This is a genomic window from Pseudomonas vancouverensis (genome assembly GCF_004348895.1).
Taxonomy (GTDB): domain Bacteria; phylum Pseudomonadota; class Gammaproteobacteria; order Pseudomonadales; family Pseudomonadaceae; genus Aquipseudomonas; species Aquipseudomonas vancouverensis.
The window spans coordinates 205,472-232,321 of record NZ_RRZK01000030.1; the positions used below are offsets into that span (position 1 = coordinate 205,472).

The window sequence follows — 26,850 nt, forward strand, 5'->3', positions numbered from 1 at the left end:
ATTGAGTTGCGTAGTTGTATCGATGTATATATGTTTGAAGGCTGTTTTTTTATTGGAGGGCGGGTTATTCAGGTGTTTGAATAATGTTGGCTGGAGTTGCTGCTCGAGGCGCTGGGAGCAATTAGTTGGCAGAGTTAATCAAGCACGAACAGCGCATCATTGCTGAACTGTTTCTCGAACAGACCCGCCTGCATCGGCCGGCCGAACAGGTAACCCTGCACCTCATCACAGCCATGTTCCCTGAGGAAATCCAGCTGCTCATGGGTTTCCACGCCTTCGGCGATCACCGCCAGATTCAGGCTGTGGGCCATGGCGATGATCGCCCGGGCGATCTGTGCATCCTGTTCGCCCGATGGCAATCCATCGACGAAAGTCCGGTCGATTTTCAACACATCGATCGGGAACTGCTTGAGGTAGTTGAGCGATGAGTAACCGGTGCCGAAGTCGTCGACCGCAATGCTCAGGCCGAGGTTTTTCAGGCCGTCGAGAATCTGCATCGCTTCGCTGACTTCGCGCATCAGGATACTTTCGGTCAGTTCCAGCTCCAGGCACGCCGGTGGCAGGCCGGTTTCCTTGAGAATGGTGGCAATCCGTGTGCCGAGCTGGCCGTCGGAGAACTGCCGTGCCGAGATGTTCACCGACACCTTGGGCACCCGCGCGCCGGCCTGACGCCAGGACTTGAGCTGACGGCAGGCCTCGCTGATCACCCAGTCACCGACGTCCACTACCAGACCGAGTTCTTCGAGCACCGGAATGAAATCCCCCGGTGGCACCAGTCCACGCCGTGGATGGCGCCAGCGCAACAGCGCTTCGGCACCGGTCAGTCGCTTGCCGTCGCCGCTGAACTGCGGCTGGTAATACAGAACGAATTCATTCTGTTCCAGGGCGTGGCGCAGGTCGCTTTCCAGCTCCAGACGCTCCAGAGCACTGGCGTTCATGTCCGCCTGATAGAACTGGAAGTTGTTCTTGCCGCGCTCCTTGGCGTGGTACATCGCAGTGTCGGCGTTTTTCATCAACTGGCTGAGTTCATTGCCGTCCTGTGGGCTCAGGGCAATGCCGATACTGGCTGTGACGAAGAATTCGCGGCCCTCAAGCACGAAGGGTTTCACCAGGCTGGCGAGAATCTGTTCGGCCACATGAATGGCACGGTTCAAGGCGATTTCCCGGTTGGCCCGCGGTTGCAGGAGCAGGGTGAATTCATCGCCGCCCATGCGTGCGACGGTGTCGTCATCGTCGACGCAGCCGAGCAGGCGCGTGGCCATTTCCTTGAGCATGCGGTCGCCGGCGGCATGACCGAGGGAGTCGTTGATCGGTTTGAAACGGTCAAGGTCGAGGAACATCAGCACCACCCACGACTTCTGCCGTTCGGCCGATTGCAGTGCCGTGTGCAGGCGATCCTGGAACAGCGTGCGGTTGGGCAGGTGCGTCAGGGCATCGTAGTAGGCGAGGCGATGAATGCGCTGCTCGCTGGCCTTGCGCTCGCTGATGTCGCTGAAGAAACACACATAGCTGGCCAGGTCGCCCTCATCGTCCAGTACCGCGGTGATACCGACCCAGGCCGGGTAGTGTTCGCCATTGCGGCGCTTGAGCCAGACTTCACCTTCCCAGGTGCTGTGCTGGCCCAATTGCTTGAGCACATAGCGCAGGTGCGCTTCCTGCTGTTCGTCGACGGTCAGCATGTTTGGCAACTGGTCGAGCACCTGCTCGACGGCATAGCCGCTGACCCGGCTGAACGCTTCGTTGGCCTGTACGATATAACCGGCCGGGTCGGTGATCAGGATCGCCGAGGTCGAGTGTTCGAATACGGTGGCGGCCATGCGCAAGTCTTTTTCTGCGCGACGTTGTTGGCTGATATCACGTCCGACGCCCAGCACACCCTCAAACGCACCGTGCTCGTCCCAGACCAGCACCAGACGCAACTCAATGGGAATCTTGCGGCCGTCGGCGCGCAGGCAATCGAACAGGAACAGCTGGGTCTGCACCTGGCTGCGCAGTTGCGCCAATTGTTCCGGGCGATCCAGCGCCTTGCTGACCCGGTCCATCAAGCTATAGATGCCGGTCAACTGCTGCGGGTTGGCGATGGTCGATTGCCAGCCGTTCTGGAAAATCCATTCGGCGTCGTAGCCCAGCACGGCCTGTACCGAGGGGCTGACGTAGTTGAGGGACAAACGGCTGTCGGTGGAGAAAATCACGTCGCTGATGCTTTCGGCGAGCATGCGGTAGCGTTGTTCGCTGTCGCGCAGGGATTCGCTAGCCTCGATCTGGTCGGTGATGTCCTTGGCCACGCCGATGATGCGCGTGACCTGGCCGTCCTTGTCCCGAGCCAGGGCCTGTTCGCGAATCTCGAAACGGCGCCATTGCCCATCGCGATGGCGGAAGCGCAATTGGCACTGCAGCAGTTGGCGGTAACCGGCCTGGCGCTGAGCCTGACGCGAGCGGTGGTAATAGTCGGCATCTTCCGGGTGCAAGAGGATTTCCCAGAAATACTCGCCCATCTGGTGCAGTTCGGTGCGGTTGTAGGCGAGCGTCTGCCCCAGATGGTGGTTGCTGAAGATCATGCGCTGGCTGAGCACGTCCTGCACGTACAGGTGGTCCGGCACCGTACGCACGACGTCCGACCAGAAGCCCTCGCGTTCCAGCAGGGACAACTCGACCAGCTTGCGGCTGGTGATGTCGGTGATGCTCAGGATCACGGCTTTGTAGTCTTCGGGGTTTTCCGGCAGGCGCAGCACCAGCCACAGGTGTTGGTCGCGGCCGTGGGCGTCCTGGAGCTTGATTTCACGTTCGAGCTGGTTCTGCCGGTTGAGCACGGCTTCGAGAATCGGCTCGCCGATGGCCGTGCCATCCTGTGGACTGCCCTCGATCAGCAGTTGCCAGGCCTGCGCGGCGGTAGCGACGTTCAGCAGTTGCAGCGCAACCTGGTTGACCTCGGTGATGCGCAGTTCCTGCAGTATTTGCCGACGCTGTTCCGGCAGGGCCAGCCATGCTCGCAATGCGTCGCTGTCGTGCAGTTGCGCCTTGTCGAAGAAGCCTTTGAGGCCGGACATGTCGAGTACGCACAAGGCGACGCCGGTGCCTTCGAAAATATCCTGATAGCGCCGACGCCCTTCATTCAGTTGGCGTTGACGGCGGCGCATGTTCAGCAACGCAATGAACGGCAACAGTGAGAGCGCCAGGCCCAGCAGGCATTTGCCGATGAACGCCGGAAGCAGCTCTTCGAGCACGCGCTGGCGGTCGAACAAGCCGCGCAACTGCCAATCGCTGCTGCTCAGCGGGACGGTCAGGACGCTGTTGGCGATATCGTCTTCGGTGAGGGTGCCCGGATTGATCGAGGGGCGTGCCTCATCGCGGCTGACGATCTGGTGGTTGATCCGGTTCTCTACCAGCCATAAAGGACGGTCACCGGCATCGCCTTGTTTGGTCAGCGAGGAGAAAAACGTCGGCGTGAGCCGCAGGGCCCAGTAGCCATGGGTACTACCACTGGATTGGTGCAGCAGCAAATGCACCACCGAGCCGTCACTGGCGTTGCTGAAATAGTGCGCCTGTGAATGACTGCGGCGAACCAGTTCGCTGAGGTAATCGGCATCGTCGCTGTTGTTCGCGCTGTCGCTGATGACTTTGCCGGAGGGGCTGAGCAACGCCAGGCTGCGCAGTTCCGGCAAGGACTGTTGCAATTTGCGCAGCAGCGTCTGCAGTTCGTCGGCGTCCTGCGGCTCTTCGACAATCGGTAGCAGATTGAGGGCGATCTGCGCGTTGAGCGCCATGTTCAGGCTGACCTGTGACGCCAGGTCGGCAGTGAAGTCGATGGTGTATTGCCGCTGGTTTTTCTGGGTTTCGCTCAGTTGATCGAGCAGTTGCCAGAACAGCAGCGCCAACAGCAACAAAACGAGGCCCGCCAGGGTGCCCTTCAAGGTCCCGCGCAGGGGCGAGCCGGGCGCCGTGGTCGGTGCACTGGTGGTCAGCGGCGGAGGGACATTGGACAAGCTGTAATCCTGCGGTTTGGCTGGACTGGCGCGACGTGCACTATAAGCCGGACGCCCAAAGGGCGGCTAGCATGCCCGGACTTGTGGCTAAGTGCCAGCCCCTGTCCGTCGGCTGGACTGCCATCTGTCATTAAGGTAGCTTTGCCGGTTACGCGGGAGCGTTCCAGCTCCTAGAATCAGGTTTTTTCAGCGCGCACGATTAATAGCCTCATGCAAACGGCGCGCGCAACCTGGCCCAGGCATCGCCTGCGCTCCAATCATTCATCAGTCACTGACCCTAGGTTCTCCATGGCTCAATACGTATTCACCATGCATCGGCTGGGCAAAGTTGTTCCGCCGAAGCGGGAAATCCTGAAAAACATCTCTCTTTCCTTCTTCCCGGGCGCCAAGATCGGCGTATTGGGTCTGAACGGTTCGGGTAAATCCACGCTGCTGAAAATCATGGCCGGCGTCGACACCGAGTTCGAGGGCGAAGCCCGTCCGATGCCGGACCTGAACATCGGTTATCTGCCGCAAGAGCCACAACTTGATCCGACCAAGACCGTGCGTGAAGTGGTCGAGGAAGCGGTCAGCGTGATCAAGGACGCCCAGGCACGCCTGGACGAGGTCTACGCCGCCTACGCCGATCCTGATGCCGACTTCGACAAACTGGCTGCCGAGCAGGCCAAGCTTGAAGCGATCCTGCAGGCCAGCGATGGCCATAACCTGGAGCGTCAACTGGAAGTCGCCGCCGACGCGCTGCGTCTGCCAGCCTGGGACGCCAAGGTCGAGCACCTGTCCGGTGGTGAGAAACGTCGTGTGGCCCTGTGCCGTCTGCTGCTGTCCGCCCCGGACATGCTGCTGCTCGACGAACCGACCAACCACCTGGACGCCGATTCCGTTGCCTGGCTGGAGCACTTCCTGCACGACTTCCCGGGCACTGTGGTCGCGATCACGCACGACCGTTACTTCCTCGACAACGTTGCGGGCTGGATCCTCGAACTCGACCGTGGTGCGGGCATTCCTTATGAAGGTAACTACTCGGGCTGGCTGGAAGCCAAGTCCGATCGTCTGGCCCAGGAATCCAAGCAGCAGTCGGCTCATGAAAAAGCCATGAAGGAAGAACTGGAGTGGGTGCGCAAAGGCGCCAAGGCTCGTCAGTCGAAATCCAAGGCACGTCTGCAACGCTTCGAAGAAATGCAATCGCAGGAATTCCAGAAGCGTTCGGAAACCAACGAGATCTACATCCCGGCCGGTCCGCGCCTGGGCGACAAGGTCATCGAATTCAAGAACGTCACCAAGGGCTACGGCGATCGCGTGTTGATCGACAACCTGTCGTTCTCCATGCCGAAGGGCGCCATCGTCGGCGTGATCGGTGGTAACGGTGCCGGTAAATCGACCCTGTTCCGCATGCTGATGGGCAAGGAAACGCCGGATTCGGGCAGCATCGAAGTCGGTGAAACCGTGCAACTGGCTTGCGTCGATCAGAGCCGCGAAGACCTGGACGGCAGCAAGACCGTGTTCCAGCAGATCTCCGATGGCTCCGACCAGATCCGCATCGGCAACTACGAGATCCCGTCGCGTACCTACGTCGGTCGCTTCAACTTCAAGGGTGGCGACCAGCAGAAGTTCGTCAAGGACCTGTCCGGTGGTGAGCGCGGTCGCTTGCACCTGGCCCTGACCCTGAAAGAGGGCGGCAACGTCCTGCTGCTCGACGAACCGTCCAACGACCTCGACGTTGAAACCCTGCGTTCCCTGGAAGAAGCCCTGCTGGACTTCCCGGGCGCCGCCATTGTGATCTCTCACGATCGCTGGTTCCTTGACCGTGTGGCTACTCACATCCTGGCGTACGAAGACGACTCGCAAGCGGTGTTCTTTGAAGGTAACTACACCGAATACGAAGCCGATCGCAAGAAGCGTCTCGGCGAAGCGGCTGCCCAGCCGCACCGTGTACGGCACAAGAAGCTGGCCTGATTTCGGGTTGGTTGCATAAAGAGCGGAGCCTTCGGGCTCCGTTTTTTTTTGCCTGTTTTTTCAGAAGTACCGATCTGAATTCATCGCTGGCCAGTCAGCGATGACGGTGTAACTGTTGGTGCATTACTGGGTTTTTGCTTCCCCATTGAGGTGCAAAAAATGCTCGGAAACAGGATTAATTTATATCCTGTGCACCATTTAATTTCATAAGTGCGACATTCTGCGCTGTTCTTGTGCGCGAATCGTTTGTTACAGTCCGGCTCAATCTCCGATAACGACAATCAATTTGCCGAGACTTTTACATGATCGAATCCGTCGAATCCTTCCTCGCTCGCCTGAAAAAACGCGACCCGGATCAACCTGAATTCCACCAGGCCGTGGAGGAAGTGCTGCGCAGTCTGTGGCCGTTCCTTGAAGCCAATCCGCACTACCTGACGTCCGGCATCCTGGAGCGCATCTGCGAGCCGGAGCGGGCGGTGGTGTTTCGCGTGTCGTGGGTCGATGATCAAGGCAAGGTCCAGGTCAATCGCGGGTTCCGCATCCAGATGAACAGCGCGATCGGCCCGTACAAGGGCGGCTTGCGCTTCCATCCGTCAGTGAACATGGGCGTGCTGAAATTCCTCGCCTTCGAGCAGACCTTCAAGAACTCCCTGACCTCGTTGCCCATGGGCGGCGGCAAGGGTGGCTCGGACTTCGATCCGAAGGGCAAGAGCGACGCGGAAGTCATGCGTTTCTGCCAGGCCTTCATGAGCGAGCTGTACCGCCACATCGGCGCGGATGTTGACGTGCCGGCCGGGGATATTGGCGTCGGCGCCCGTGAAATCGGCTTCCTGTTTGGCCAGTACAAACGCCTGAGCAACCAGTTCACCAGCGTTCTGACAGGTAAAGGGCCGAGCTACGGTGGCAGCCTGATTCGTCCTGAAGCCACCGGGTTTGGCTGTGTGTATTTCGCCGAGGAAATGCTCAAGCGCCGCGGCCTGACGGTCGAAGGCAAGCGCGTGGCGATCTCCGGCTCCGGCAACGTTGCTCAATATGCGGCGCGCAAGGTCATGGACCTGGGCGGCAAGGTGATTTCGCTGTCCGACTCCGAAGGCACGCTGTATTGCGAAAGCGGGCTGACCGAGGAGCAATGGCTAGCGGTGCTGGAGCTGAAAAACGTGCAGCGCGGGCGTATCCGTGAACTGGCGGAGCGCTTTGGCCTGGAATTCCGTGCCGGTCAATTGCCATGGTCGCTGGTTTGCGATATCGCATTGCCGTGTGCCACGCAAAACGAACTGGATGCCGAGGCTGCGCGTACCTTGCTGCGCAATGGCTGCCTGTGTGTGGCCGAAGGCGCGAACATGCCGACCACCCTTGAGGCGGTTGACCTGTTCGTCGAAGCGGGCATTCTGTTTGCACCGGGCAAGGCTTCGAATGCCGGTGGTGTCGCGGTCAGCGGCCTGGAAATGTCGCAGAACGCCATGCGCCTGCTGTGGACCGGCGGTGAGGTGGACAGCAAGCTTCACGCGATCATGCAGTCGATTCACCATGCCTGCGTGCATTACGGTGAAGAGAACGGCCGGGTCAATTATGTCAAAGGCGCGAACATTGCCGGCTTCGTCAAAGTTGCCGACGCGATGCTGGCACAGGGCGTGGTTTAAGCGGGCTCGATACGGATCACTTCAATCCGTTGATCCCCGGCAGGACGTAGCCAGAGTACTTCGTCGTTGAGTCGTGCCCCGAGCAATGCCCGACCCAGCGGCGAAGCAAAGTTGATCAGGCCATGGGCGACATCGGCCTGATCCTCGCCGACCAGCTGCACGCGGTGTTCGGTGCCTTGTTCATCCGCGTAAGTCACCCAACTGCCGATCTGGACTTTCTCGCCTGAGGTGGCCGAGGGCACCACTTGCGCGCTGCCCAGGCGCTGCTTGAAATAACGCAGATCACGTTCGAGGTCGGCCAGGCGCTGCTTGTCGGCCTGGTCGCCCTTGGCCGATTGTTCGGCATGCAGGGTCTGCAGTTCGAGAACCTTGGCCTGCAACTGGCTCAGGCCTTGGGGTGTGACGTAGTTGGGCTGCGCGCTGACCTGCCGCTCGACGGGCTGGTCGGCTTGTGCAGCGGCGTTATCTTCATTGACGAAGGCTCGGCTCATGGTTTTCTCCCGGTATAGGGTTTGGGCCATGGTTGCAGGTTATTGGTTTCACCGAGTGTCTGAAAACGACGCCTGGGCGACCCTTCCATTCAGTAGTGATACCACTTCATCTCCAGCATCACCTCGTTTTCCGCGGTCGCCAAATGACTGAACTCACGCTGGGCGCTCAACCGCAGTCCGAGGTTGCGCGACAGTTCCCACTGCTGATTCAGGCTCAGGCTGCGGCGCACCTCGCCATTGGTGAAGTAATCACCCTTGGCCTCCAGACTGAAGTTACCCAACGGGTTTTTCCACAGCACGCCGCTGTTGAAGCCGGCAGCAGGGGCGATAAACCCGGCGAAGTCGTTGTTGTGCTCGACCCGCACGGTGCCCAGGGCAAAACCAAGCACGTCGTCCGCCAGTTGCCAGGTGCCACCGCCGCCGCCATTGACGTGGCTGACCAGGGTCTGATCATCATGTTTGCCCGGCACCCGCTCCAGACCACCGGTGACCTGCCACGACAGCGGTTGCAGCAACTCGTTGCGCGGTGTCAGCGAGCGGATGGTCGCCAGATCCAGTTGTTGCACTTGCCAGTCGTTGCCCTCGTACTGGCGCAGTTTCAATTGCAGGATCTCGATTTGTGCGCCCAACGGGAAGCTTTCGCCATTGTCGTTGAGGTCGTGATAGGCCATGCGCAGGCCGTATTCGCCGAAAGCCTTGTCGCCCCGCGTGCCGACACCCAGTTGCCAGGTACGGGACTCGTGGCCGTTCTCCGGCAGGCCGGGTTGCGGGATGTCCAGCTCCGGCGCCGGGTTGCGGTTGATCGCCCGCAGCAGTTCGAAACTGCGCTGGGCCCGTTGCGGGTCGCGTTCCTGGCCGTTGGCGCGGTAGCGTTCCAGGCGATAGGCGGCATCGATGATCAACGCCTGGCGATCGCGGGGTTGCGATTTGAAGGCAGGGTCTTGCAACTGCTGCTGGTCGGCGCTGACCTTCAGTACCCATTGCTGCTCTTCAGGATTCAGCGGTTCGGCACGACTGAGCAGCTCGCGTTCCCGCGACGGGCGATAGACGATGGACTCTACCAGCCCGGCGTCTTTCACGGCCTTGACGGTATCGGTGGGGATGGCCGTGAGCGGGAATTGTTCGGTCAGGCGCAGGCCGGGCCGCGCCACTTGCAGCAGCTCCAGCAAGCGATAGGAGCAGTTTTCGTCGAAGAAGAAGTAGTCGAACTTGATCTGCTTGAGCTCCCAGACGTGCTCGACCATGCGCGCGGTTTCCTCCTGCGTCAGGTTCAGGCGGTATTCCCACAGGTCACGGTTTTCCAGGCTGCGGTATTCCGAGAGCTTCTCCTGATAGGGGACCATGGCGAACAGGCCCGGGTAGCCGCCCATCAAGCCTTTCCAGGCATACAGGATGCTGTTGTCCGAGCCTTCGATGTAGGCGCCGAAGTTGATCGCGTAGCTGAGCAGGGAAGTCTTGTCGCTCTTTGCCTCTTTCTGATCGATGCGCAGCAGGGTATGGCCGAACATCGAGGACGGACTGTTCAGGTAAGCCGCGGGGAAGATCATCACCGTGCTGTCCGGTGACACGTCCTTGAACCATTGCTTGAACTCGGCGCAGTCGAGCGTCGGCAGGTCGCTCAGCTTGAGCTGCTCCTTCAGCCAGCGCGTACGCGACGGGTAAACGCACTGCGCATGCTGCTCGCCGGCGCTGGCAGGGGCATACAGCGCCTGCACGGTGGCGGCCAGTTCGTGGTCCGGGTGCTCGTTGCCATCGGCGGCCAGGAAAAACTTCCGGTCACTGACATAGCTGCGCCAGCCGCCGAGCTTGGCGGTTTCGTAATGACCCAGGGAAATCCAGAACGGATCGTTGGCCAGTTGCTGCAAGCGTTGAGGATCAATGTGCGGCGCGGCAGAGAGCGGGGCGCAGACACAGAGCGCCAGCCAGGCGAGGCGTTTGAGCATAGTGGCAACTTAATACGTGAGAAAAAGACCCAAAGAGGGGGAGGTCCAAAAAACAAAACCCGCTTCCCGGAAGAAGCGGGCGAGTCGAGCTTATGCCTGGGTGGCGTACTTGGCCAGACGAGGATCGTTCTTCAGAACGGCCAGGGTGTTGGTGTGCACGTCTTCGGCGGTGACATCCGCCTTGCTGAAGATCTGCTGGAAATGCTCGTGAGTGACGGCGGCGAAATGCGCGCGATCTTCCGGCGCCACGCCCAGTACCACGGCATAGGTGGTCAGCGCCTCGCCCTGGCCTTTGGCCATGTCTTCGGACAGCTCGTTCATCATGCCATTCATGGCAAACCAGGACTTGCCGCCATAGGTCAGCGACGCGTTGGTCGAGCAACCGTTGGTGCCGGAGGTCATGCCGAAGGTGGCGTTGCCGGAGGTGCCGTTGGTGGTGGATGCGAGGAAGTGAGCCGGAGTACCACGCTGACCTTCGAACAGCATGTTGCCCCAACCGCAATCCGGGCCGCCTGGCGCTTGGGCCATGGCGTTGATGGATACAGCGGTGAAGAGAGTACCGAGAAGAATCCGTTTCATAGCTTTGTTCTCTTGTGTGCGTACCAATGGACGAGGGGTGCCAATGGGCCGGGCACAGCCCGGCCGCGCAGTTTGGAGTTTAGGCACGATCACGGGGTTCCGCGTTTTTTTGCAAAATAATCGTCATGAAACAGCGCTTTGGCGCCTGTCTGCCCGGGGATGGCCGATTGTCTATGCTCAGGCCTGCGGCGCTCCTTGCCAGTCAGGCATGGGCAGCGCCAGAATGCTGCCATCTGCCCCGCCTGATTGTTAAGGAAGCCCGATGCCTGATCCTGTTGCTGCCAGCTTGCGTCTAGCGCCCGAAGCGCTGACCCGTCCGTTTTCCGCTGAACAGTTCAGCTTCTCTACCACCAATGATCTGGAGCCCTTTCGCGGTGTGCTTGGCCAGGAACGTGCGGTCGAAGCCTTGCAGTTCGGTGTGGCCATGCCACGCCCCGGTTATAACGTGTTCGTCATGGGCGAGCCCGGCACCGGCCGGTTTTCGTTCGTCAAACGCTACCTCAAGGCCGAAGGCAAGCGCCTGCAGACCCCGGCGGACTGGGTCTACGTCAACAACTTCGATGAGCCGCGCGAGCCACGTGCCCTGGAATTGACCTCCGGCACTGCCGGCCATTTCATCGGCGACATCAACGGCTTGATCGACAACCTGCTGGCGACTTTTCCGGCGGTGTTCGAGCATCCGTCCTACCAGCAGAAGAAAAGCGCCATCGACCGTGCCTTCAATCAGCGCTACGACAAGGCGCTGGATGTCATCGAGCGTCTGGCCCTGGAAAAGGAAGTGGCGCTCTACCGCGACGCGAGCAACATCGCCTTTACCCCGATGAGTGATGGCAAGGCGCTGGATGAGGCCGAGTTCGCCCAGTTGCCGGAAGCCGAGCGCGAGCGTTTTCACGAAGACATCTCCGCGCTGGAGGAACGTCTGAACGAAGAGCTCGCCAGCCTGCCGCAATGGAAGCGTGAGTCAAGCAACCAGCTGCGCAGCCTCAACGAAGAAACCATCACTCTGGCCTTGCAGCCGCTGTTGGCGCCGCTGTCGGAAAAGTACGCCGAGAACGCCGCCGTGTGCGGTTACCTGCAAGCCATGCAGGTGTATCTGCTCAAGACCGTGGTCGAGCAACTGGTGGACGACAGCAAGACAGACGCCGTCGCCCGCAAGTTGCTGGAGGAACAGTACGCACCGAGCCTGGTGGTCGGCCATTCGGCCAGCGGCGGCGCGCCGGTGGTGTTCGAGCCGCACCCGACCTACGAGAACCTGTTCGGGCGCATTGAATACAGCACCGACCAGGGCGCGCTGTACACCACCTACCGTCAACTTCGGCCAGGCGCTTTGCACCGGGCCAACGGCGGTTTCCTGATTCTTGAAGCCGATAAGATGCTCAGCGAGCCGTTCGTGTGGGACGCGCTCAAGCGAGCCCTGCAATCGCGCAAGCTGAAGATGGAATCACCGCTGGGCGAGATGGGCCGTTTTGCCACGGTCACCCTCACCCCGCAGCACATTCCGCTGCAGGTCAAAGTCATCATCATCGGCGCCCGCCAGCTCTATTACACGCTGCAGGACCTCGATCCGGACTTCCAGGAAATGTTCCGCGTCCTGGTGGATTTCGACGAAGACATCCCGATGGTCGACGAAAGCCTCGAGCAGTTCGCCCAGTTGCTGAAAACCCGCACCTCCGAAGAGGGCATGGCGCCGCTGACCGCGGATGCGGTGGCGCGCCTGGCAACCTACAGCGCCCGTCTCGCCGAGCACCAGGGACGCTTGTCAGCGCGGATCGGTGATCTGTTCCAGCTGGTCAGCGAGGCGGATTTCATCCGTCACCTGGCGGCGGATGAAATGACCGATGCCGGCCACATCGAGCGCGCGCTCAAGGCCAAGGCCACGCGCACCGGTCGGGTCTCAGCGCGGATTCTCGATGACATGCTTGCCGGGATCATCCTGATCGACACCGATGGCGCAGCGGTCGGCAAATGCAACGGCCTGACGGTGCTGGAAGTTGGCGATTCGGCCTTCGGTGTGCCGGCGCGGATTTCCGCGACCGTGTACCCGGGGGGCAGCGGTATCGTCGACATCGAACGAGAGGTCAACCTCGGCCAGCCGATTCACTCCAAAGGCGTGATGATCCTCACCGGTTATCTGGGCAGTCGCTACGCCCAGGAATTCCCCCTGGCCATTTCCGCGAGCATCGCCCTGGAGCAGTCCTACGGTTACGTCGACGGTGACAGTGCGTCGTTGGGTGAGGCGTGCACGCTCATCTCGGCCCTGTCGAAAACGCCGCTCAAGCAGTGTTTCGCGATCACCGGCTCGATCAACCAGTTCGGTGAAGTGCAGGCGGTGGGCGGGGTCAACGAGAAGATCGAAGGCTTCTTCCGGCTCTGTGAGGCTCGCGGGTTGACCGGCGAGCAGGGCGCGATCATTCCTCACGCCAACGTGGCGACGCTGATGCTCGACGAGAAAGTGCTGGCGGCGGTGCGTGCGGGGCAGTTCCATGTCTACGCGGTGCGTCAGGCTGACGAGGCCTTGAGCCTGCTGGTCGGCGAACCGGCCGGGGCACCGGACGAGAATGGCGAATTCCCTGAAGGCAGCGTGAACGCGCGAGTGGTGGAGCGCTTGCGGGTTATCGCGGAAATGATCAGCGAAGAGGACCTGAAAGAGGCCGAGAAGGAGTTGGCGCAAGAGGCGTTGGCGGAAACCAAGCCGGCCTGATTCTGCGTTGAAGGCATCCCCTGTGGGAGCCGGCTTGCTCGCGATGGCGTCCTTTCAGTCAACCAATTGGTTGCAGGTAAGTGCCTGATCGCGAGCAAGCTCGCTCCCGTATTTTTTCGCTGAAATGGCGGAAAGCGTCGTCGAAATGACGTCAATATTCACACAATGACCATTCGGCGCTTTCTGGTCTTGTCTGACCGCCGGTTCAGACTTTTCTTCTATTCTCAGCTCAAGGATATCGACAGCCATCACAGGATCGAAACAGCCCTCGTGTAAGGGCTGAACACCGGCTCTACCGAGGGTCGCCGCCATGTCGCGCAACCTTTGCCTCACCCGTCAATGTTTGGGTCTCGTGACCCGGATCGAGTGCGCTATCCGCCCGTTGGCGGGGGATAACGGCATGTGGACCTTGCTCTTCGCCGCCGGAATGGCCGGCGAACAGCCATCGGCCATCAAGGCGCAAGGCCCGTTTCACGGCCCGTTTGCGGCTGAAACCATTCTCGACACCATCGTTGAAAGCCTGACCCTGCACGGCTATGAACTGGCCGACGATCCGCAAATCTGGTGCCTGCACCTGCAAGCCCAGTTGCGGGAAATGAACGGTGGGCGCAGTCGTCACAGCGGTGGTTTCGAATTTCGCCCCGAGCATTGAGTCGCGCTATTGATCGAGGCGTGACGCGTCGGCCTTGTCGAGTTTGACCTCGAAACCATATTCCACGGTGGCGAGGTCTGTGCGCTGATAGGCTTCCAGGTGTGCCGGCTGACCATAGAAATAGTGCACGGCAAACAGCGCCGGGCCCTGTTCGGCCGCATCATGGCTGACCGATAGAATTTCTTTCAGGTAATTGCCATTGTCGTCTTTGGCGAAAAAGCGCCAGTCCTGGGCGGGAAACTCCTTCATCTCCACAATCAACGCATTGCCCTTGAGCTCAAGCCCTTTGGGCAGTTGCCGGGCGTCGAGGGTCTTCTTGTCGATGGTGGCCAGGAACAAGGGCATCGAGCCCACCGCGTAGGCCGGGGTTTCCGGAAACAGGTTCAGGTCGTAAGTGATGACGCCGTTCAAGGGGTCGATCTGGTAAGCCTCCGGCGGCAACTCGATCGGCTCGTCACGTTTGCCATGGTTGTCTTCGGTAAAGAAACTCACCGGACTCTCGCCGGGATTGAACGAGGTGCCCAGCAGCTCATCGTTGAAGCTGCGCAGGTGATTGAACTCGATGCGCGCGGCGCTGGGGTCGTCGACGGATTGACTGATGGTGACGTTTTTCTTCAGTTGATCCTCACTCAGGGTTGCGCCTTTGAGCCAGTTGGCGGCCTGGTCGTCATACACCACCACTGGCAGGTCCAATGGCTGGATGGCTTTTTCGGTGGTGTTGGGCTCGAAGCGGCGTACGGGCAGGTCGAGGTCCTTGCGGGTCACGGTGGCCGTTGAGAAGTCCAACAGGCTGACTTCGAGGGTGTCTATCGCGCCGTTGAAGTAGACCTTCGAGTAGCGGCGGGTCTGCTGTTTCTCGAAGGTGCGCTGTTCTTCGTCGATTTGTTTTTCGAATGGCTCCGTCCAGGTTTTTTGTTCCTGCATCTTCGCCAGCTGCTTTTGATAGAAGGCAATTTGCGCAGGCGTTTCATTGATCGAGCCTGCGCGCGTGATGAACTGTCCTGTGTGGTCTTTAGCCTGGACAATCAGCGGATTGAGCGGCGTTTCACTGACCTCTGCTGCCAGTGGCGCGCTGTTGTTGTATTCGATTTCAGCGTAGTTGTTGCCGAGCTTGAGCAGGGTGACGCTGAGGTTGTCATTGGTGCGGGTCTTGCCGACGTCCTGTTTGCTCAGGTCGAAACTGTAGAGACGGCGTGGCGCAATGACTTCGACTTTACCCTGCAGGCTCACCGGTTGTGGTTGACGCTTGCGGTCGATGTCGAGGCCCTCGATGAAGGGGTAGGCGACGGTCAGGTCATCGGGGTTGGTCAGGTTGGAACTCGACGGGCTCAATTGGATGCCAGGGTCGGTTTCCGACCATTCCGGCTGGAATGGAATCACCCGTTTGTTGCTCAAGGTCACCGATTGCCATTCCAGGCCGTGGGGAAACACAAACGCAGCCGGAACGCTGAAGGTGAAGGGGAAAACCGGTTGCAGGTCGGTCAGGTAATCGGAGCTGGAGTCCTTCTGCAGCACGAACAGGCCGTTGATGTAAGTGTCGACCAGGGCCTGGGGGGAGGGGTAATGCTTGAGCATGGCGAGGGCATCTTCGCCGTATTCGGTTTCCAGTGGTTTGCTATCGAGCTTGATCTGGGCGCGTTCAAGTAGCAGCAGTGAGCCGCCCAATTCGGAGACAGCATCCTTGAGCTTCGGGTCCTGGATCGCATCCAGTGACTTTTCGAACTGTGCCGTTTTTTCTTCGAGGCTGACCTCGCGTTTTTCATCGCTGGGTGAGCAGCCGCTTATCAGCAGCGCCAGGGCAATCCCGGCACTCATTAAAGGCAATCGCACATCCATTCCAATCTTCCTGTCCGATAAAACCGAGCGGTCATGCTTTGGACACTAGCAGAAAAACCTTGATACATAGACGCCGGTGGCGGGTTTCCCCAACGGTTTCTGGATGCTTCAGGGGATAGACAGGTGGCTGGTATACTCGGCGCCATTTTCAAGCCCACATGTGAGATTCAATGGAACGCTTTATCGAAAACGCAATGTACGCCTCGCGTTGGTTGCTGGCGCCGATCTACTTCGGTCTGTCCCTCGGCTTGCTGGCACTGGCGCTGAAATTCTTCCAGGAAGTCTTCCACGTTATCCCCAACGTGTTTTCGATGGCCGAGTCGGACCTGATTCTCGTGCTGCTGTCGCTGATCGACATGGCACTGGTCGGCGGATTGCTGGTGATGGTCATGATCTCCGGTTACGAGAACTTCGTATCGCAACTGGACATCGACGACAGCAAGGAAAAACTCAACTGGCTGGGCACCATGGATTCTTCGTCGTTGAAGATGAAAGTGGCTGCCTCTATCGTGGCAATCTCGTCCATTCACCTGCTGCGCATCTTCATGGACGCCAAGAATGTCGATCCGGAGCATCTGAAGTGGTACGTGATCATTCACATGACGTTCGTGGTGTCGGCCTTTGCCATGGGCTACCTGGATAAAGTCACCAAGCACTGATCAGTGCCGGTTGCCGTAACGCACCGCCCGTCTGTTGCAAAACAGACGGGCGGTGTCGTTTGTGGCTTGTGCTTTGACGCGCCGAGGCATATCCCTGTAGCGGAATAGTCTCGCCACCGTGTGAGGTGCGTCCATGAACCTGCAAGAACTGAATGCCTATGCCATCGCTGGCAAAGTCGATGAGCTGAACCTGATCTCCATGGAAGGGGGCATCTATCTACTGGAGGCACGGATGCACGGTGCGCCCTATCCGCTGAGCGACACCCACGGTCACATGATGAGCCTGCGCTCGGTCGAGCATGCTCGGGAAGTGCTGCGCTCGTTTCCCAAGCTGCACTTCAACCTGGTGCACACCGTGGTTCATGACGAGATGTGCGGGTTGGTGGCCGAAATCGAGCAACCCTTGAAGATGCCGATCACCTGACGCCCCTCATCAACGCGATGACAACTGTGCTAGTCTGCTGGCCCTTTTGGTTCCGGGCGCTCCGGGACGCGCTGTGCACGCACGGCCAGTTCCCGGGCCGTCCGCACAGCGGAGCAGTGTCATGTCCGAAGTAAATCTGTCCACCGACGAAACCCGCGTCAGCTACGGCATTGGCCGTCAGTTGGGCGACCAGCTGCGCGACAACCCGCCACCAGGCGTTAGCCTGGACGCGATCCTGGCCGGTCTGACCGACGCCTTCGCCGGCAAGCCTAGCCGCGTTGGCCAGGAAGAAATGTCCGCCAGCTTCAAGGTCATTCGCGAAATCATGCAAGCCGAAGCGGCCGCCAAGGCTGAAGCCGCTGCCGGTGCTGGCCTGGCTTTCCTGGCTGAAAACGCCAAGCGTGACGGCATCACCACTCTGGCTTCCGGCCTGCAGTTCGAAGTGCTGACCGCTGGCGAAGGCGCCAAGCCGACCCGTGAAGACACCGTGCGTACTCACTACCACGGCACCCTGATCGACGGCACCGTGTTCGACAGCTCCTACGATCGTGGCCAGCCAGCAGAATTCCCGGTGGGCGGCGTGATCGCCGGCTGGACCGAAGCCCTGCAACTGATGAATGCCGGCAGCAAATGGCGTCTGTACGTGCCGAGCGAACTGGCTTACGGCGCTCAAGGCGTTGGCAGCATCCCGCCGCACAGCGTACTGGTGTTCGACGTCGAGCTGCTTGACGTTCTGTAAGACTGTTTTCTACCTGTAGGAGCGAACCTCTTCGCGATGGACTTCAACGATAACGCGGGCATTCTGAATGAGCGCGGTGTCCTTGAGTTTTTCGCGAGCAGGTTCGCTCCTGCAGAGTTTTACGGTGTCGCTCATATTTCGATCTTGTGGTGCACATCGTGCGACGGGCGCAATGCTCGGGCGTAGCAGAACAGAAACAGATTTCTCACCACTTCCTTGAGCACCATCGGTTCGCTGGAACTCAAGCCATTGAGGTCCAGGTCTCCCTGGTCCTGCAGTTCGTGCAGCGCTTCCTCTTCCAGAACGGCACAGACTTCCCCGGTTTCCCGGTGCAGGATTCTCAGATAAGGGTGTGGGCGGTCCAGCCAGGCATCGATCAGATAAGTCATGGTTCTCATCTCCATTGAAGGGTTTGATGAGAATAATTCTTATTCATCAAATAGCAAAGGCCTATTGGCGGATTGGACTTTTTTCCGGGTAAAGATTGCGTAAGGTCAACGCAGCTGGCGCTTTGCTATTAGCCAGGGGAGGGGCCATCCCGCACGAAGCGCAGGATGGCTGACAGCAGATTCAGACTTTTCGGACGAACTCGGACTTGAGTTTCATCGGGCCGATGCCGTCGATCTTGCAGTCGATATCGTGATCGCCATCGCACAGGCGGATGTTTTTCACCTTGGTGCCGACCTTGACCACCAGGGAAGTGCCCTTGACCTTGAGGTCCTTGATCACGGTGATGGTGTCGCCGTCCTGCAGGACATTGCCGACCGAATCCTTCTTCACCGCGTCATCGGACGCCGTTTCCGATTCGCCGGCGGCGGACCACTCGTGGGCGCACTCCGGGCAGATCAGCTGCGCGCCGTCTTCATAGGTGTATTCGGAATTGCATTTTGGGCAGGGTGGCAACGTGCTCACTAAAGCTCCTTGAATTCAGGATCGCTAAAAAGCGCACATTGTATAGGGTTTTAGGCGTGGAGGGGGGAGTGCCGGAAACCCTGTGGCAGAGAGCAAGCTCGCTCCCACAGGGTTTTGCAGTCTTGTCAGTGCGTACGGGCGACCGCGAACTCGCTCAGCTCGACCAATGCGTCGCGGTATTCGCTGGCAGGCAGCGCTTCGAGGCACTTGATTGCGCGGGCCACGTAATCGCGAGCCAACTGCGCGGTGTACTCCAGCGAACCCGAGGCTTCCACGGCTTCGCGAATGCTTTCGAGGTCTTCGATCCCGCCTTTCTGAATGGCCTTGCGCACCAGGGCGGCCTGCTCCGGCGTGCCTTCGCGCATGGTGAAGATCAGCGGCAGCGTCGGTTTGCCTTCGGCCAGATCGTCGCCGACGTTCTTGCCCAGGGTCTCCGCATCGCCCTTGTAGTCCAGCAGGTCGTCGACCAGTTGGAAGGCCACACCCAGGTGATCACCGAATGTACGCAGGGCTTCGGCCTGTTCAGGCGTTGCCTCGCACAAGGCTGCCGCACTGTGGGTCGAGGCTTCGAAGAGCATCGCGGTCTTGCCGCGGATGACTTCCATGTAGGTTTCTTCGGTGGTGCTGGCGTCACGCACTTTCGACAATTGCAGCACTTCGCCTTCGGCGATGATGCGCGTGGCCTGCGAAAGGATCTTCATCACCGGCATGGAGCCCAGTTCGACCATCATTTCGAAAGACCGTGAGTACAGGAAGTCGCCCACCAGCACGCTGGGCGCGTTGCCCCACATGGCATTGGCGGTCGAGCGGCCACGACGCATGCCGGACATGTCGACCACGTCGTCATGCAGCAGGGTCGCGGTGTGCAGGAACTCGATGGTGGCTGCCAGCAGACGCAGTTCGTCGCCTTCGCGACCGAGTGCCTTGCCACACAGCAATACCAATAGAGGACGCAGGCGTTTGCCGCCGGCCGAGGTAATGTAGTCGCCGATTTTCGATACCAGCGGCACTCGGGAAGTCAGCTGCTTCTTGATGATGCCGTCGACGGCGCTAAAATCGTCCGCCACCGCGCGGTAGAAAGCTTGGGGTTGCATCAGAGACAGTTGCTCCAGAAGGGTTGCGCGGCATGCTAGGACCCACGCCAGCGGGTGTCAAGGCGCGATGGACGGCCCCTTGCAAGGCAAGCGTGGCTTGCGTACAATCGCGCACCCTGAACTTCCTGGGCAGCACCTGCCTTACGCAATTGCAAGCGGGCCTTCCAGCCCCATGCAGCCATGCCAGCCAATACCTCTTCTTATAAAGAGCTGGGTGAGCAGGATTATCGGAGAAATACCATGTCTTATGCAGTAATCGTTACTGGCGGCAAGCAGTACAAAGTCGCCCCAGGTGAATACCTGAAGATCGAAAAACTGGAAGTCGCTACCGGCGAATCCGTTACCTTTGATCGCGTTCTGTTGGTTGCCAACGGTGACGACGTGAATATCGGCGCTCCAGTTGTTGCTGGCGCTACCGTTGTGGCTGAAGTGATCTCCCAAGGTCGTCACGATAAAGTCCGCATCATCAAGTTCCGTCGCCGTAAGCACCACATGAAGCGTATGGGCCACCGCCAGTGGTACACCGAGATCAAAATCACCGGTATTCAGGCTTAATTTCAGCCTAATTCCTCACTAGGAGAATTGAACTCATGGCACACAAAAAAGCTGGTGGTAGTACCCGTAACGGTCGCGACTCAGAAGCCAAACGCCTTGGCGTGAAGATGTATGGCGGCCAGGCTATCAAAGCAGGCAACATCATCGTGCGTCAGCGCGGCACCCAATTCCACGCTGGCTACGGCGTTGGCATGGGTAAAGATCACACTCTCTTCGCTAAAGTCGAAGGCGTGATCAAGTTCGAAGTAAAAGGCGCCTTCGGTCGTCGTTACGTGAGCGTAGTCGCGGCTTAATAGCGCGATCGCTGGAAAAGCCCTGTCTCGCGACGGGGCTTTTTCGTTTGTGGGGTGAGTCTCTTGCAAAACTGTTTGTATGGGCTGTCGGCGCGCTGGACTGTGCGGTCGTTGATTGAGGTCGCTGCGCTCATTTTTGCAAGAGTCTTATGTCTTAGTGTTTTTCGGCTCGTCCGTATGGCGAGAGGCGTTGTGTAATGAAGTTTGTTGACGAAGTATCGATTCGAGTAAAAGCCGGTGACGGCGGCAACGGTTGCATGAGCTTCCGTCGCGAAAAATTCATCGAGAACGGCGGCCCTAACGGCGGTGATGGTGGTGATGGCGGTTCCATCTACATGATGGCCGACGAGAACCTCAACACTCTGGTCGACTACCGTTACACCCGGCACTTCGATGCCGAGCGTGGCTCCAATGGCGGCAGCACCGATTGCACCGGCAAGAAAGGCGAGGATCTGATCCTGCGTGTGCCTGTGGGCACCACGGTGATCGACTCGGCCACCCAGGAAGTGATTGGCGACCTGACCAAGGCCGGCCAGAAGCTGTTGGTTGCCCATGGCGGCTGGCATGGTCTGGGCAACACCCGTTTCAAATCCAGTACCAACCGTGCGCCACGTCAGACGACCCCCGGCAAGCCGGGTGAGCAGCGTGATCTGAAGCTGGAAATGAAAGTGCTGGCTGACGTCGGTCTGCTGGGCTTGCCGAACGCCGGTAAAAGTACGTTCATTCGTTCGGTGTCGGCCGCCAAGCCGAAAGTCGCCGACTACCCGTTCACCACGCTGGTGCCAAACCTCGGTGTGGTCAGTGTCGATCGCTGGAAAAGCTTCGTGGTTGCTGACATTCCGGGTCTGATCGAGGGTGCTTCCGATGGCGCGGGCCTGGGGATTCGCTTCCTCAAGCACTTGTCGCGTACCCGTCTGCTGTTGCATCTCGTGGACATGGCGCCGCTGGATGACACCAGTGCGCCGGACGCTGCTGAAGTCATCGTCAGCGAGCTGACCAAGTTCAGCCCGTCCCTGGCTGAGCGCGATCGCTGGTTGATCCTCAACAAGTGCGACCAGATCCTCGACGAAGAGCACGATGCTCGCGTCAAGGAAATCGTTGATCGCCTGGAGTGGACCGGTCCGGTTTATGTGATCTCGGCCATTGCCAAGCAGAACACCGAGCGTCTGTGTCACGACATCATGCGTTACCTGGAAGATCGTGCCGATCGCCTGGCTAACGACCCGGCCTACAAGGAAGAGCTGGCCGAGCTCGATCAGCGCATCGAAGACGAAGCGCGTGCCCAGTTGCAGGCGCTGGATGACCAGCGTGCCCTGCGTCGCAGCGGCGTGAAGTCGGTCCATGACATCGGCGACGATGATTGGGACGAAGAAGATGTGGATGATGAAGACGGTCCGGAAATCATTTACGTGCGTGACTGATTCGTTGCAGTAAACTTAAGCGCCGCTCAATCGAGCGGCGTTTTAGTATCTGGAAATCGTTGGTCAAGAATAATGTCACGGGCAGCGCCGGGTCGCGCTGTCCTCAAGCTAAGGTTGAAGATGATGCGGAGCAAGGTGACAGGTGCGCAGCGTTGGGTCGTGAAGATCGGCAGCGCTTTGCTGACGGCGGACGGCAAAGGCCTGGATCGCGCGGCAATGGGTGTCTGGGTGGAGCAGATGGTGGCTCTGCATGAGGCGGGTGTCGAGCTGGTGCTGGTGTCCTCCGGGGCGGTGGCGGCCGGCATGAGTCGCCTGGGCTGGACCTCTCGACCCAGTGCGATGCACGAGCTCCAGGCTGCCGCTGCAATCGGTCAGATGGGGCTGGTGCAGGCCTGGGAGTCGAGCTTTGCCGAGCATGGCCGGCATACAGCGCAGATTCTCCTGACCCATGACGACCTGTCCGATCGCAAGCGCTACCTGAACGCCCGCAGTACCCTGCGTGCGCTGGTCGAGCTGAAAGTGATTCCGGTGATCAATGAAAACGACACCGTGGTCACCGACGAAATCCGTTTTGGTGACAACGACACCCTGGCGGCGCTGGTGGCCAACCTGGTTGAGGCGGACCTGTTGGTGATCCTCACGGATCGCGACGGTATGTTCGATGCTGATCCGCGCAACAATCCGGATGCCCAGTTGATCTATGAGGCGCGCGCTGATGATCCGGCACTGGATGCGGTTGCCGGTGGTACCGGTGGCGCGCTGGGGCGTGGCGGCATGCAGACCAAGTTGCGTGCGGCGCGGTTGGCGGCGCGTTCCGGGGCGCACACGATCATTGTCGGTGGGCGCCTTGAGCGGGTTCTGGATCGCCTGAAGGCGGGCGAGCGCATCGGCACTTTGCTCTCGCCGGAGCGCGGTATGCTGGCGGCGCGCAAGCAGTGGCTGGCGGGGCATCTGCAAACCCGTGGCACGCTGGTTCTGGATGCAGGGGCTGTGAAAGCGTTGTCCGAGGATCACAAGAGCTTGCTGCCGGTTGGCGTCAAGCTGGTCCAGGGCAGCTTCCGTCGCGGCGAGATGGTGGTGTGCGTGGCGCCAGACGGTCGAGAAATCGCCCGTGGCCTGGCCAACTACAGTGCCTTGGAAGCGCAAAAAATCATCGGCCAATCGTCTGATGCGATTGTCGGTCTGTTGGGTTACATGGCGGAGCCGGAACTGGTTCACCGCGATAACCTGATTCTGGTCTGAGGGAATATCTGAATGCGCGTGGCAAAAGGCTTGATGGGGTTGCTGCTGGCGATGCCGCTGCTGGCTTCGGCCGAGGAAGTCGGTCAGGTGTCGACGGTGTTCAAGTTCGTCGGTCCCAATGACCGAATTGTCGTCGAGGCATTTGATGATCCGAAGGTTGAAGGCGTGACCTGCTACCTTTCACGTGCCAAGACTGGTGGTGTGAAGGGTGGTCTGGGTCTGGCGGAAGATCGTGCCGAGGCGTCCATCGCTTGCCGACAGGTTGGGCCGATCAGCTTCAAGGGTGAGCTCAAGGACGGCGATGAAGTGTTCAAGGAGCGCACCTCGCTGGTGTTCAAGACCATGCAGGTGGTGCGTTTTCTCGACAAGAAGCGCAATACGCTGGTTTACCTGGTATATAGCGATCGCCTGATCGAGGGTAGCCCGCAGAATGCGGTGACGGCGATACCGATTTTGCCGTGGCCGCACGCACAATAAGTCGAAATTTGTAGAGGTTCACTGTGGGAGCTTGCTCCCACATTGTTTTGTGCAGTGCTCTCGCCGAATCGCAGGCAATAAAAAACCGACCCTGAGGTCGGTTTTTTAATGACTACGTCGCTTAGGCAGCAGCTTTCAGTGCCTTGACGTGGCCATTCAGGCGGCTCTTATGACGAGCAGCCTTGTTCTTGTGGATGATGCCTTTATCGGCCATGCGGTCGATAACTGGCACAGCCAGAACGTATGCAGCTTGAGCTTTTTCAGCGTCTTTTGCGTCGATGGCTTTAACTACATTCTTGATGTAGGTACGAACCATGGAACGCAGGCTGGCGTTGTGGCTGCGACGCTTCTCAGCCTGTTTTGCACGTTTTTTGGCGGAAGGTGAGTTGGCCACCGTCGAGCTCCTCGAAAGACTTTTTAGGAAATAGCAAACAAAATAGGCCGCGAATCATGCCGATGAGTTGATGTGTTGTCAAGGGCGGTTGATGCGTTCCGCTGAGTGGTCGATCTAAAGAGGCGGGATGTTTCTTTCCGGCGCTTGACCTGTAAACTCGCGAGCTTTGGCTCTGTGCTGTTGCGGCGCGGAGTATCGCACAAGTGGGCGCATTGTTCGCCTGCTGTTTATCGACAGGCACTCACTCTTTCAATGAATCTGCTCAAATCGTTGGCCGCCGTCAGCTCTATCACGATGCTTTCCCGGATTCTGGGCTTTGTTCGTGACACCCTCATCGCGCGCACATTTGGCGCCGGGATGGCGACCGACGCCTTCTTTATCGCCTTCAAACTGCCCAATCTGTTGCGGCGGATCTTCGCCGAGGGGGCGTTTTCCCAGGCATTCGTGCCGATCCTGGCTGAATATAAAAGCCAGAAGGGCGAGGAGGCGACGCGAACCTTCATTGCCTATGTCTCGGGCTTGCTCACTCTGGTGCTGGCGCTGGTGACGGCGCTGGGCATGATCGCCGCGCCCTGGGTCATCTGGGTGACCGCGCCGGGCTTTACCGACACGCCGGAAAAATTCGAACTCACGTCCAACCTGCTGCGGGTGACCTTTCCGTACATCCTGCTGATTTCCCTGTCGTCCCTGGCCGGCGCGATTCTCAACACCTGGAACCGCTTTTCGGTGCCGGCCTTCGTGCCGACCCTGCTCAACGTCAGCATGATCATCTTTGCGCTGTTCCTGACGCCGTACTTCGATCCACCGGTCATGGCGCTGGGCTGGGCGGTACTGGCGGGCGGTCTGGCGCAGTTGCTCTATCAGCTGCCACACCTGAAAAAGATCGGCATGCTGGTGCTGCCGCGCCTGAACCTGCGTGACAGCGGGGTCTGGCGGGTAATGAAGCAAATGCTGCCGGCGATCCTCGGGGTCTCGGTGAGCCAGATTTCGCTGATCATCAACACCATCTTTGCCTCGTTCCTGGTCGCAGGCTCGGTGTCCTGGATGTATTACGCCGACCGGTTGATGGAGTTGCCGTCCGGGGTATTGGGTGTGGCCTTGGGCACGATTCTGCTGCCGACACTGGCCAAGACCTATGCCAACAAGGATCGCCACGAGTACTCGCGCATCCTCGACTGGGGCTTGCGCCTGTGTTTTGTGCTGGTGCTGCCATGTTCGCTGGCGTTGGGGATTCTTGCCGAACCACTGACCGTTTCACTGTTCCAGTACGGGCAGTTCGAGGCGCACGATTCGGCAATGACGCAGCGAGCGCTGATCGCCTATTCGGTCGGCTTGCTCGGGATTATTGTGATTAAAGTGCTGGCGCCAGGCTTTTATGCGCAACAGAACATCCGTACACCGGTAAAGATCGCAATTTTCACGCTGGTGGTCACGCAACTGTTCAACCTGTTGCTGATCGGTCCGCTGGCGCACGCCGGGCTGGCGCTGGCAATCAGTGCCGGCGCCTGTCTCAATGCGGGGTTGCTGTTCTATCAATTGCGCAAGCAGCAGATGTACCAGCCACAACCAGGGTGGGCGAAATTCGCCTGCAAGTTGCTGGTCGCTGTGGCTGTGATGTCGGCGGTGCTGCTGGGCTTGATGCATTTCATGCCGGCCTGGGGCGAAGGGCACATGCTCGAACGCTTCATGCGGCTGGGGGCTTTGGTGGTGGCGGGTGTGGTTGCCTATTTCGGCATGTTAGTGTTGCTGGGCTTCCGCTTGCGTGACTTCAATCGCAAGGCGCTGGGTTGAGGTTCAGGCCTCGATAAACACGGGCGGGCCGACGGTTTTGTCGGCCCGATCACTTTGGATGACGGTGTTGCCTGTCGTCGGCCGCCGGGTGTGGTTATAATCGACCACTTTATGAGCAAGAAGCGCGTTATGCAGCTGGTTCGAGGCCTCCACAATCTGCGCCCCCAGCATCGGGGCTGTGTCGCCACTATTGGCAACTTCGACGGTGTACACCGTGGCCACCAGGCTATCCTGGCGCGGCTGCGTGAGCGTGCGCTGGAGTTGGGCGTGCCCAGTTGTGTGGTGATTTTCGAGCCGCAGCCGCGAGAATTTTTCGCGCCGGATACCGCGCCGGCCCGTCTGGCCCGTTTGCGTGACAAGCTGCAATTGTTGGCTGCCGAAGGCGTTGACCGCGTGTTGTGCCTGGCATTCAACCAGCGCCTGAGCAAGCTCAGCGCCAGCGAATTCGTCGACACGATCCTGGTCGATGGCCTTGGCGTGCAGCATCTGGAGGTCGGTGATGACTTCCGCTTCGGCTGCGACCGCGTAGGCGACTTTGATTTCCTGCAGCAGGCCGGCGTTCTCCAGGGTTTTACCGTGGAGGCGGCGCAAACCGTCGAGCTGGATGGCATTCGTGTCAGCAGTACCCAGGTCCGCAATGCCCTGGCCGCTGCCGATTTTGCCCTGGCCGAGCGCCTGCTGGGCCGACCGTACCGGATCGCCGGTCGCGTATTGCATGGTCAGAAGCTCGCCCGGCAATTGGGTACGCCCACTGCCAACATTCAACTCAAGCGCCGTCGCGTGCCGTTCACCGGGGTTTACCTGGTTGACGTCGACATCGACGGCAAGACCTGGCCCGGCGTCGCCAACATCGGCGTACGGCCCACGGTTCAAGGTGATGGCAAAGCCCACCTGGAAGTGCATCTTTTAGATTTTGCCGGCGATCTGTATGACCGGCGTTTAACGGTGGTTTTCCACCACAAGCTGCGTGAAGAGCAGCGTTTCGCCTCTCTGGAGGCGCTGAAAACGGCGATCAACGCGGATGTCGCCGCCGCCCGTGCACTAGCCGCACCTAGCGCCCATCGCTAATGA

The 26,850-nt window shown here is 59.5% G+C and carries 24 protein-coding genes; 14 read left to right on the top strand and 10 right to left on the bottom strand.

All coding sequences use genetic code 11. The features are described 5' to 3' along the window. Nucleotides 1-134: 134 nt before the first annotated feature. Complete coding sequence (locus EIY72_RS23145) at nucleotides 135-3,983, bottom strand: sensor domain-containing protein (protein WP_093230053.1); 3,849 nt, start codon at nucleotides 3,981-3,983, stop codon at nucleotides 135-137. A gap of 288 nt (nucleotides 3,984-4,271) precedes the next feature. Here EIY72_RS23145 and ettA point away from each other — a divergent pair, with 288 nt between their 5' ends. Together ettA and gdhA are read left to right on the top strand one after the other, a co-directional pair. Continuing rightward, nucleotides 4,272-5,936, top strand: a complete 1,665-nt coding sequence (gene ettA, locus EIY72_RS23150) for an energy-dependent translational throttle protein EttA (RefSeq protein WP_093230055.1) — start codon at nucleotides 4,272-4,274, stop codon at nucleotides 5,934-5,936. A 302-nt stretch (nucleotides 5,937-6,238) separates the two neighbouring features. Further along, nucleotides 6,239-7,576 carry an NADP-specific glutamate dehydrogenase gene (gdhA, locus tag EIY72_RS23155; protein WP_093230058.1) on the top strand — a complete coding sequence of 446 codons (1,338 nt, stop codon included), beginning with the start codon at nucleotides 6,239-6,241 and terminating at the stop codon, nucleotides 7,574-7,576. Here gdhA and EIY72_RS23160 read toward each other — a convergent pair. The 3 genes from EIY72_RS23160 to EIY72_RS23170 all read right to left on the bottom strand — a co-directional run bounded on the left by EIY72_RS23160 (nucleotide 7,573) and on the right by EIY72_RS23170 (nucleotide 10,589). Further along, nucleotides 7,573-8,067, bottom strand: a complete 495-nt coding sequence (locus tag EIY72_RS23160; protein ID WP_093230061.1) for a GreA/GreB family elongation factor — start codon at nucleotides 8,065-8,067, stop codon at nucleotides 7,573-7,575. The two genes, gdhA and EIY72_RS23160, sit on opposite strands and share 4 nt — an antisense overlap. A gap of 89 nt (nucleotides 8,068-8,156) precedes the next feature. Next, nucleotides 8,157-10,010, bottom strand: coding sequence for an Lnb N-terminal periplasmic domain-containing protein (locus EIY72_RS23165; protein ID WP_093230062.1), 1,854 nt, complete (start codon nucleotides 10,008-10,010; stop codon nucleotides 8,157-8,159). Between the two features lie 90 nt (nucleotides 10,011-10,100). Next, on the bottom strand, nucleotides 10,101-10,589 hold the full coding sequence (locus EIY72_RS23170; protein ID WP_008058249.1) for a DUF3015 domain-containing protein: 489 nt from the start codon (nucleotides 10,587-10,589) through the stop codon (nucleotides 10,101-10,103). Nucleotides 10,590-10,851: 262 nt separating this feature from the next. Between EIY72_RS23170 and EIY72_RS23175 the strand changes: the two genes are divergently transcribed. Beyond that, nucleotides 10,852-13,290, top strand: a complete 2,439-nt coding sequence (locus EIY72_RS23175; RefSeq protein ID WP_093230065.1) for a Lon protease family protein — start codon at nucleotides 10,852-10,854, stop codon at nucleotides 13,288-13,290. A 54-nt stretch (nucleotides 13,291-13,344) separates the two neighbouring features. On the opposite strand, the gene EIY72_RS23180 is transcribed toward EIY72_RS23175, so the two are convergent. After that, on the bottom strand, nucleotides 13,345-13,602 hold the full coding sequence (locus EIY72_RS23180; RefSeq protein ID WP_093230067.1) for a hypothetical protein: 258 nt from the start codon (nucleotides 13,600-13,602) through the stop codon (nucleotides 13,345-13,347). Here EIY72_RS23180 and EIY72_RS23185 point away from each other — a divergent pair. After that, nucleotides 13,601-13,942, top strand: a complete 342-nt coding sequence (locus EIY72_RS23185) for a PA4575 family protein (protein ID WP_093230069.1) — start codon at nucleotides 13,601-13,603, stop codon at nucleotides 13,940-13,942. The two genes, EIY72_RS23180 and EIY72_RS23185, sit on opposite strands and share 2 nt — an antisense overlap. Before the next feature lie 6 nt (nucleotides 13,943-13,948). On the opposite strand, the gene EIY72_RS23190 is transcribed toward EIY72_RS23185, so the two are convergent. Next, nucleotides 13,949-15,778 (bottom strand): hypothetical protein, encoded by a 1,830-nt coding sequence (locus EIY72_RS23190; protein WP_093230072.1) that lies wholly within the window; start codon nucleotides 15,776-15,778, stop codon nucleotides 13,949-13,951. A 170-nt stretch (nucleotides 15,779-15,948) separates the two neighbouring features. Here EIY72_RS23190 and EIY72_RS23195 point away from each other — a divergent pair, with 170 nt between their 5' ends. From EIY72_RS23195 to bamJ, 3 genes are all read left to right on the top strand, one after another. After that, entirely contained in the window at nucleotides 15,949-16,437 is a 489-nt protein-coding gene (locus EIY72_RS23195; RefSeq protein WP_075948384.1) for a TIGR00645 family protein, read from the top strand. A 133-nt stretch (nucleotides 16,438-16,570) separates the two neighbouring features. Further along, nucleotides 16,571-16,861: a DUF6482 family protein gene (locus EIY72_RS23200; RefSeq protein ID WP_093230074.1), complete on the top strand. Its 291-nt coding sequence runs from the start codon at nucleotides 16,571-16,573 to the stop codon at nucleotides 16,859-16,861. A gap of 121 nt (nucleotides 16,862-16,982) precedes the next feature. Continuing rightward, entirely contained in the window at nucleotides 16,983-17,600 is a 618-nt protein-coding gene (gene bamJ / locus EIY72_RS23205; RefSeq protein ID WP_093230076.1) for a BamJ family beta-barrel-assembly machinery protein, read from the top strand. A 131-nt stretch (nucleotides 17,601-17,731) separates the two neighbouring features. Here the strand turns inward: bamJ and EIY72_RS23210 are convergent, their stop codons facing one another. The 3 genes from EIY72_RS23210 to EIY72_RS23220 all read right to left on the bottom strand — a co-directional run bounded on the left by EIY72_RS23210 (nucleotide 17,732) and on the right by EIY72_RS23220 (nucleotide 19,606). Further along, the gene (locus tag EIY72_RS23210) at nucleotides 17,732-17,989 is read right to left on the bottom strand and encodes a PA4570 family protein (RefSeq protein WP_093230078.1); all 258 of its coding nucleotides are present in this window, start codon (nucleotides 17,987-17,989) and stop codon (nucleotides 17,732-17,734) included. A gap of 181 nt (nucleotides 17,990-18,170) precedes the next feature. Then, nucleotides 18,171-18,512: a zinc ribbon domain-containing protein YjdM gene (locus EIY72_RS23215; RefSeq protein ID WP_093230080.1), complete on the bottom strand. Its 342-nt coding sequence runs from the start codon at nucleotides 18,510-18,512 to the stop codon at nucleotides 18,171-18,173. Nucleotides 18,513-18,637: 125 nt separating this feature from the next. Then, nucleotides 18,638-19,606 carry a polyprenyl synthetase family protein gene (locus EIY72_RS23220; protein ID WP_093230082.1) on the bottom strand — a complete coding sequence of 323 codons (969 nt, stop codon included), beginning with the start codon at nucleotides 19,604-19,606 and terminating at the stop codon, nucleotides 18,638-18,640. Between the two features lie 240 nt (nucleotides 19,607-19,846). Between EIY72_RS23220 and rplU the strand changes: the two genes are divergently transcribed. The 5 genes from rplU to EIY72_RS23245 all read left to right on the top strand — a co-directional run bounded on the left by rplU (nucleotide 19,847) and on the right by EIY72_RS23245 (nucleotide 23,594). Then, the gene (gene rplU / locus EIY72_RS23225) at nucleotides 19,847-20,161 is read left to right on the top strand and encodes a 50S ribosomal protein L21 (protein ID WP_007950961.1); all 315 of its coding nucleotides are present in this window, start codon (nucleotides 19,847-19,849) and stop codon (nucleotides 20,159-20,161) included. Between the two features lie 35 nt (nucleotides 20,162-20,196). Beyond that, complete coding sequence (gene rpmA / locus EIY72_RS23230) at nucleotides 20,197-20,454, top strand: 50S ribosomal protein L27 (protein WP_003281574.1); 258 nt, start codon at nucleotides 20,197-20,199, stop codon at nucleotides 20,452-20,454. Nucleotides 20,455-20,651: 197 nt separating this feature from the next. Further along, complete coding sequence (gene cgtA, locus EIY72_RS23235) at nucleotides 20,652-21,875, top strand: Obg family GTPase CgtA (protein ID WP_093230084.1); 1,224 nt, start codon at nucleotides 20,652-20,654, stop codon at nucleotides 21,873-21,875. A gap of 123 nt (nucleotides 21,876-21,998) precedes the next feature. Next, nucleotides 21,999-23,117 (top strand): glutamate 5-kinase, encoded by a 1,119-nt coding sequence (gene proB, locus EIY72_RS23240; protein WP_093230086.1) that lies wholly within the window; start codon nucleotides 21,999-22,001, stop codon nucleotides 23,115-23,117. A gap of 12 nt (nucleotides 23,118-23,129) precedes the next feature. Next, on the top strand, nucleotides 23,130-23,594 hold the full coding sequence (locus EIY72_RS23245; protein ID WP_093230088.1) for a CreA family protein: 465 nt from the start codon (nucleotides 23,130-23,132) through the stop codon (nucleotides 23,592-23,594). A 121-nt stretch (nucleotides 23,595-23,715) separates the two neighbouring features. Here EIY72_RS23245 and rpsT read toward each other — a convergent pair whose 3' ends face one another. Beyond that, the gene (rpsT, locus tag EIY72_RS23250; protein ID WP_011336008.1) at nucleotides 23,716-23,988 is read right to left on the bottom strand and encodes a 30S ribosomal protein S20; all 273 of its coding nucleotides are present in this window, start codon (nucleotides 23,986-23,988) and stop codon (nucleotides 23,716-23,718) included. A 252-nt stretch (nucleotides 23,989-24,240) separates the two neighbouring features. On the opposite strand from rpsT, the gene murJ reads away from it, so the two are divergent. Both murJ and ribF read left to right on the top strand, forming a co-directional pair. Beyond that, nucleotides 24,241-25,779 carry a murein biosynthesis integral membrane protein MurJ gene (murJ, locus tag EIY72_RS23260; protein WP_093230090.1) on the top strand — a complete coding sequence of 513 codons (1,539 nt, stop codon included), beginning with the start codon at nucleotides 24,241-24,243 and terminating at the stop codon, nucleotides 25,777-25,779. A gap of 129 nt (nucleotides 25,780-25,908) precedes the next feature. Then, nucleotides 25,909-26,847, top strand: a complete 939-nt coding sequence (gene ribF, locus EIY72_RS23265; protein ID WP_162276453.1) for a bifunctional riboflavin kinase/FAD synthetase — start codon at nucleotides 25,909-25,911, stop codon at nucleotides 26,845-26,847. Nucleotides 26,848-26,850 lie beyond the last annotated feature (3 nt).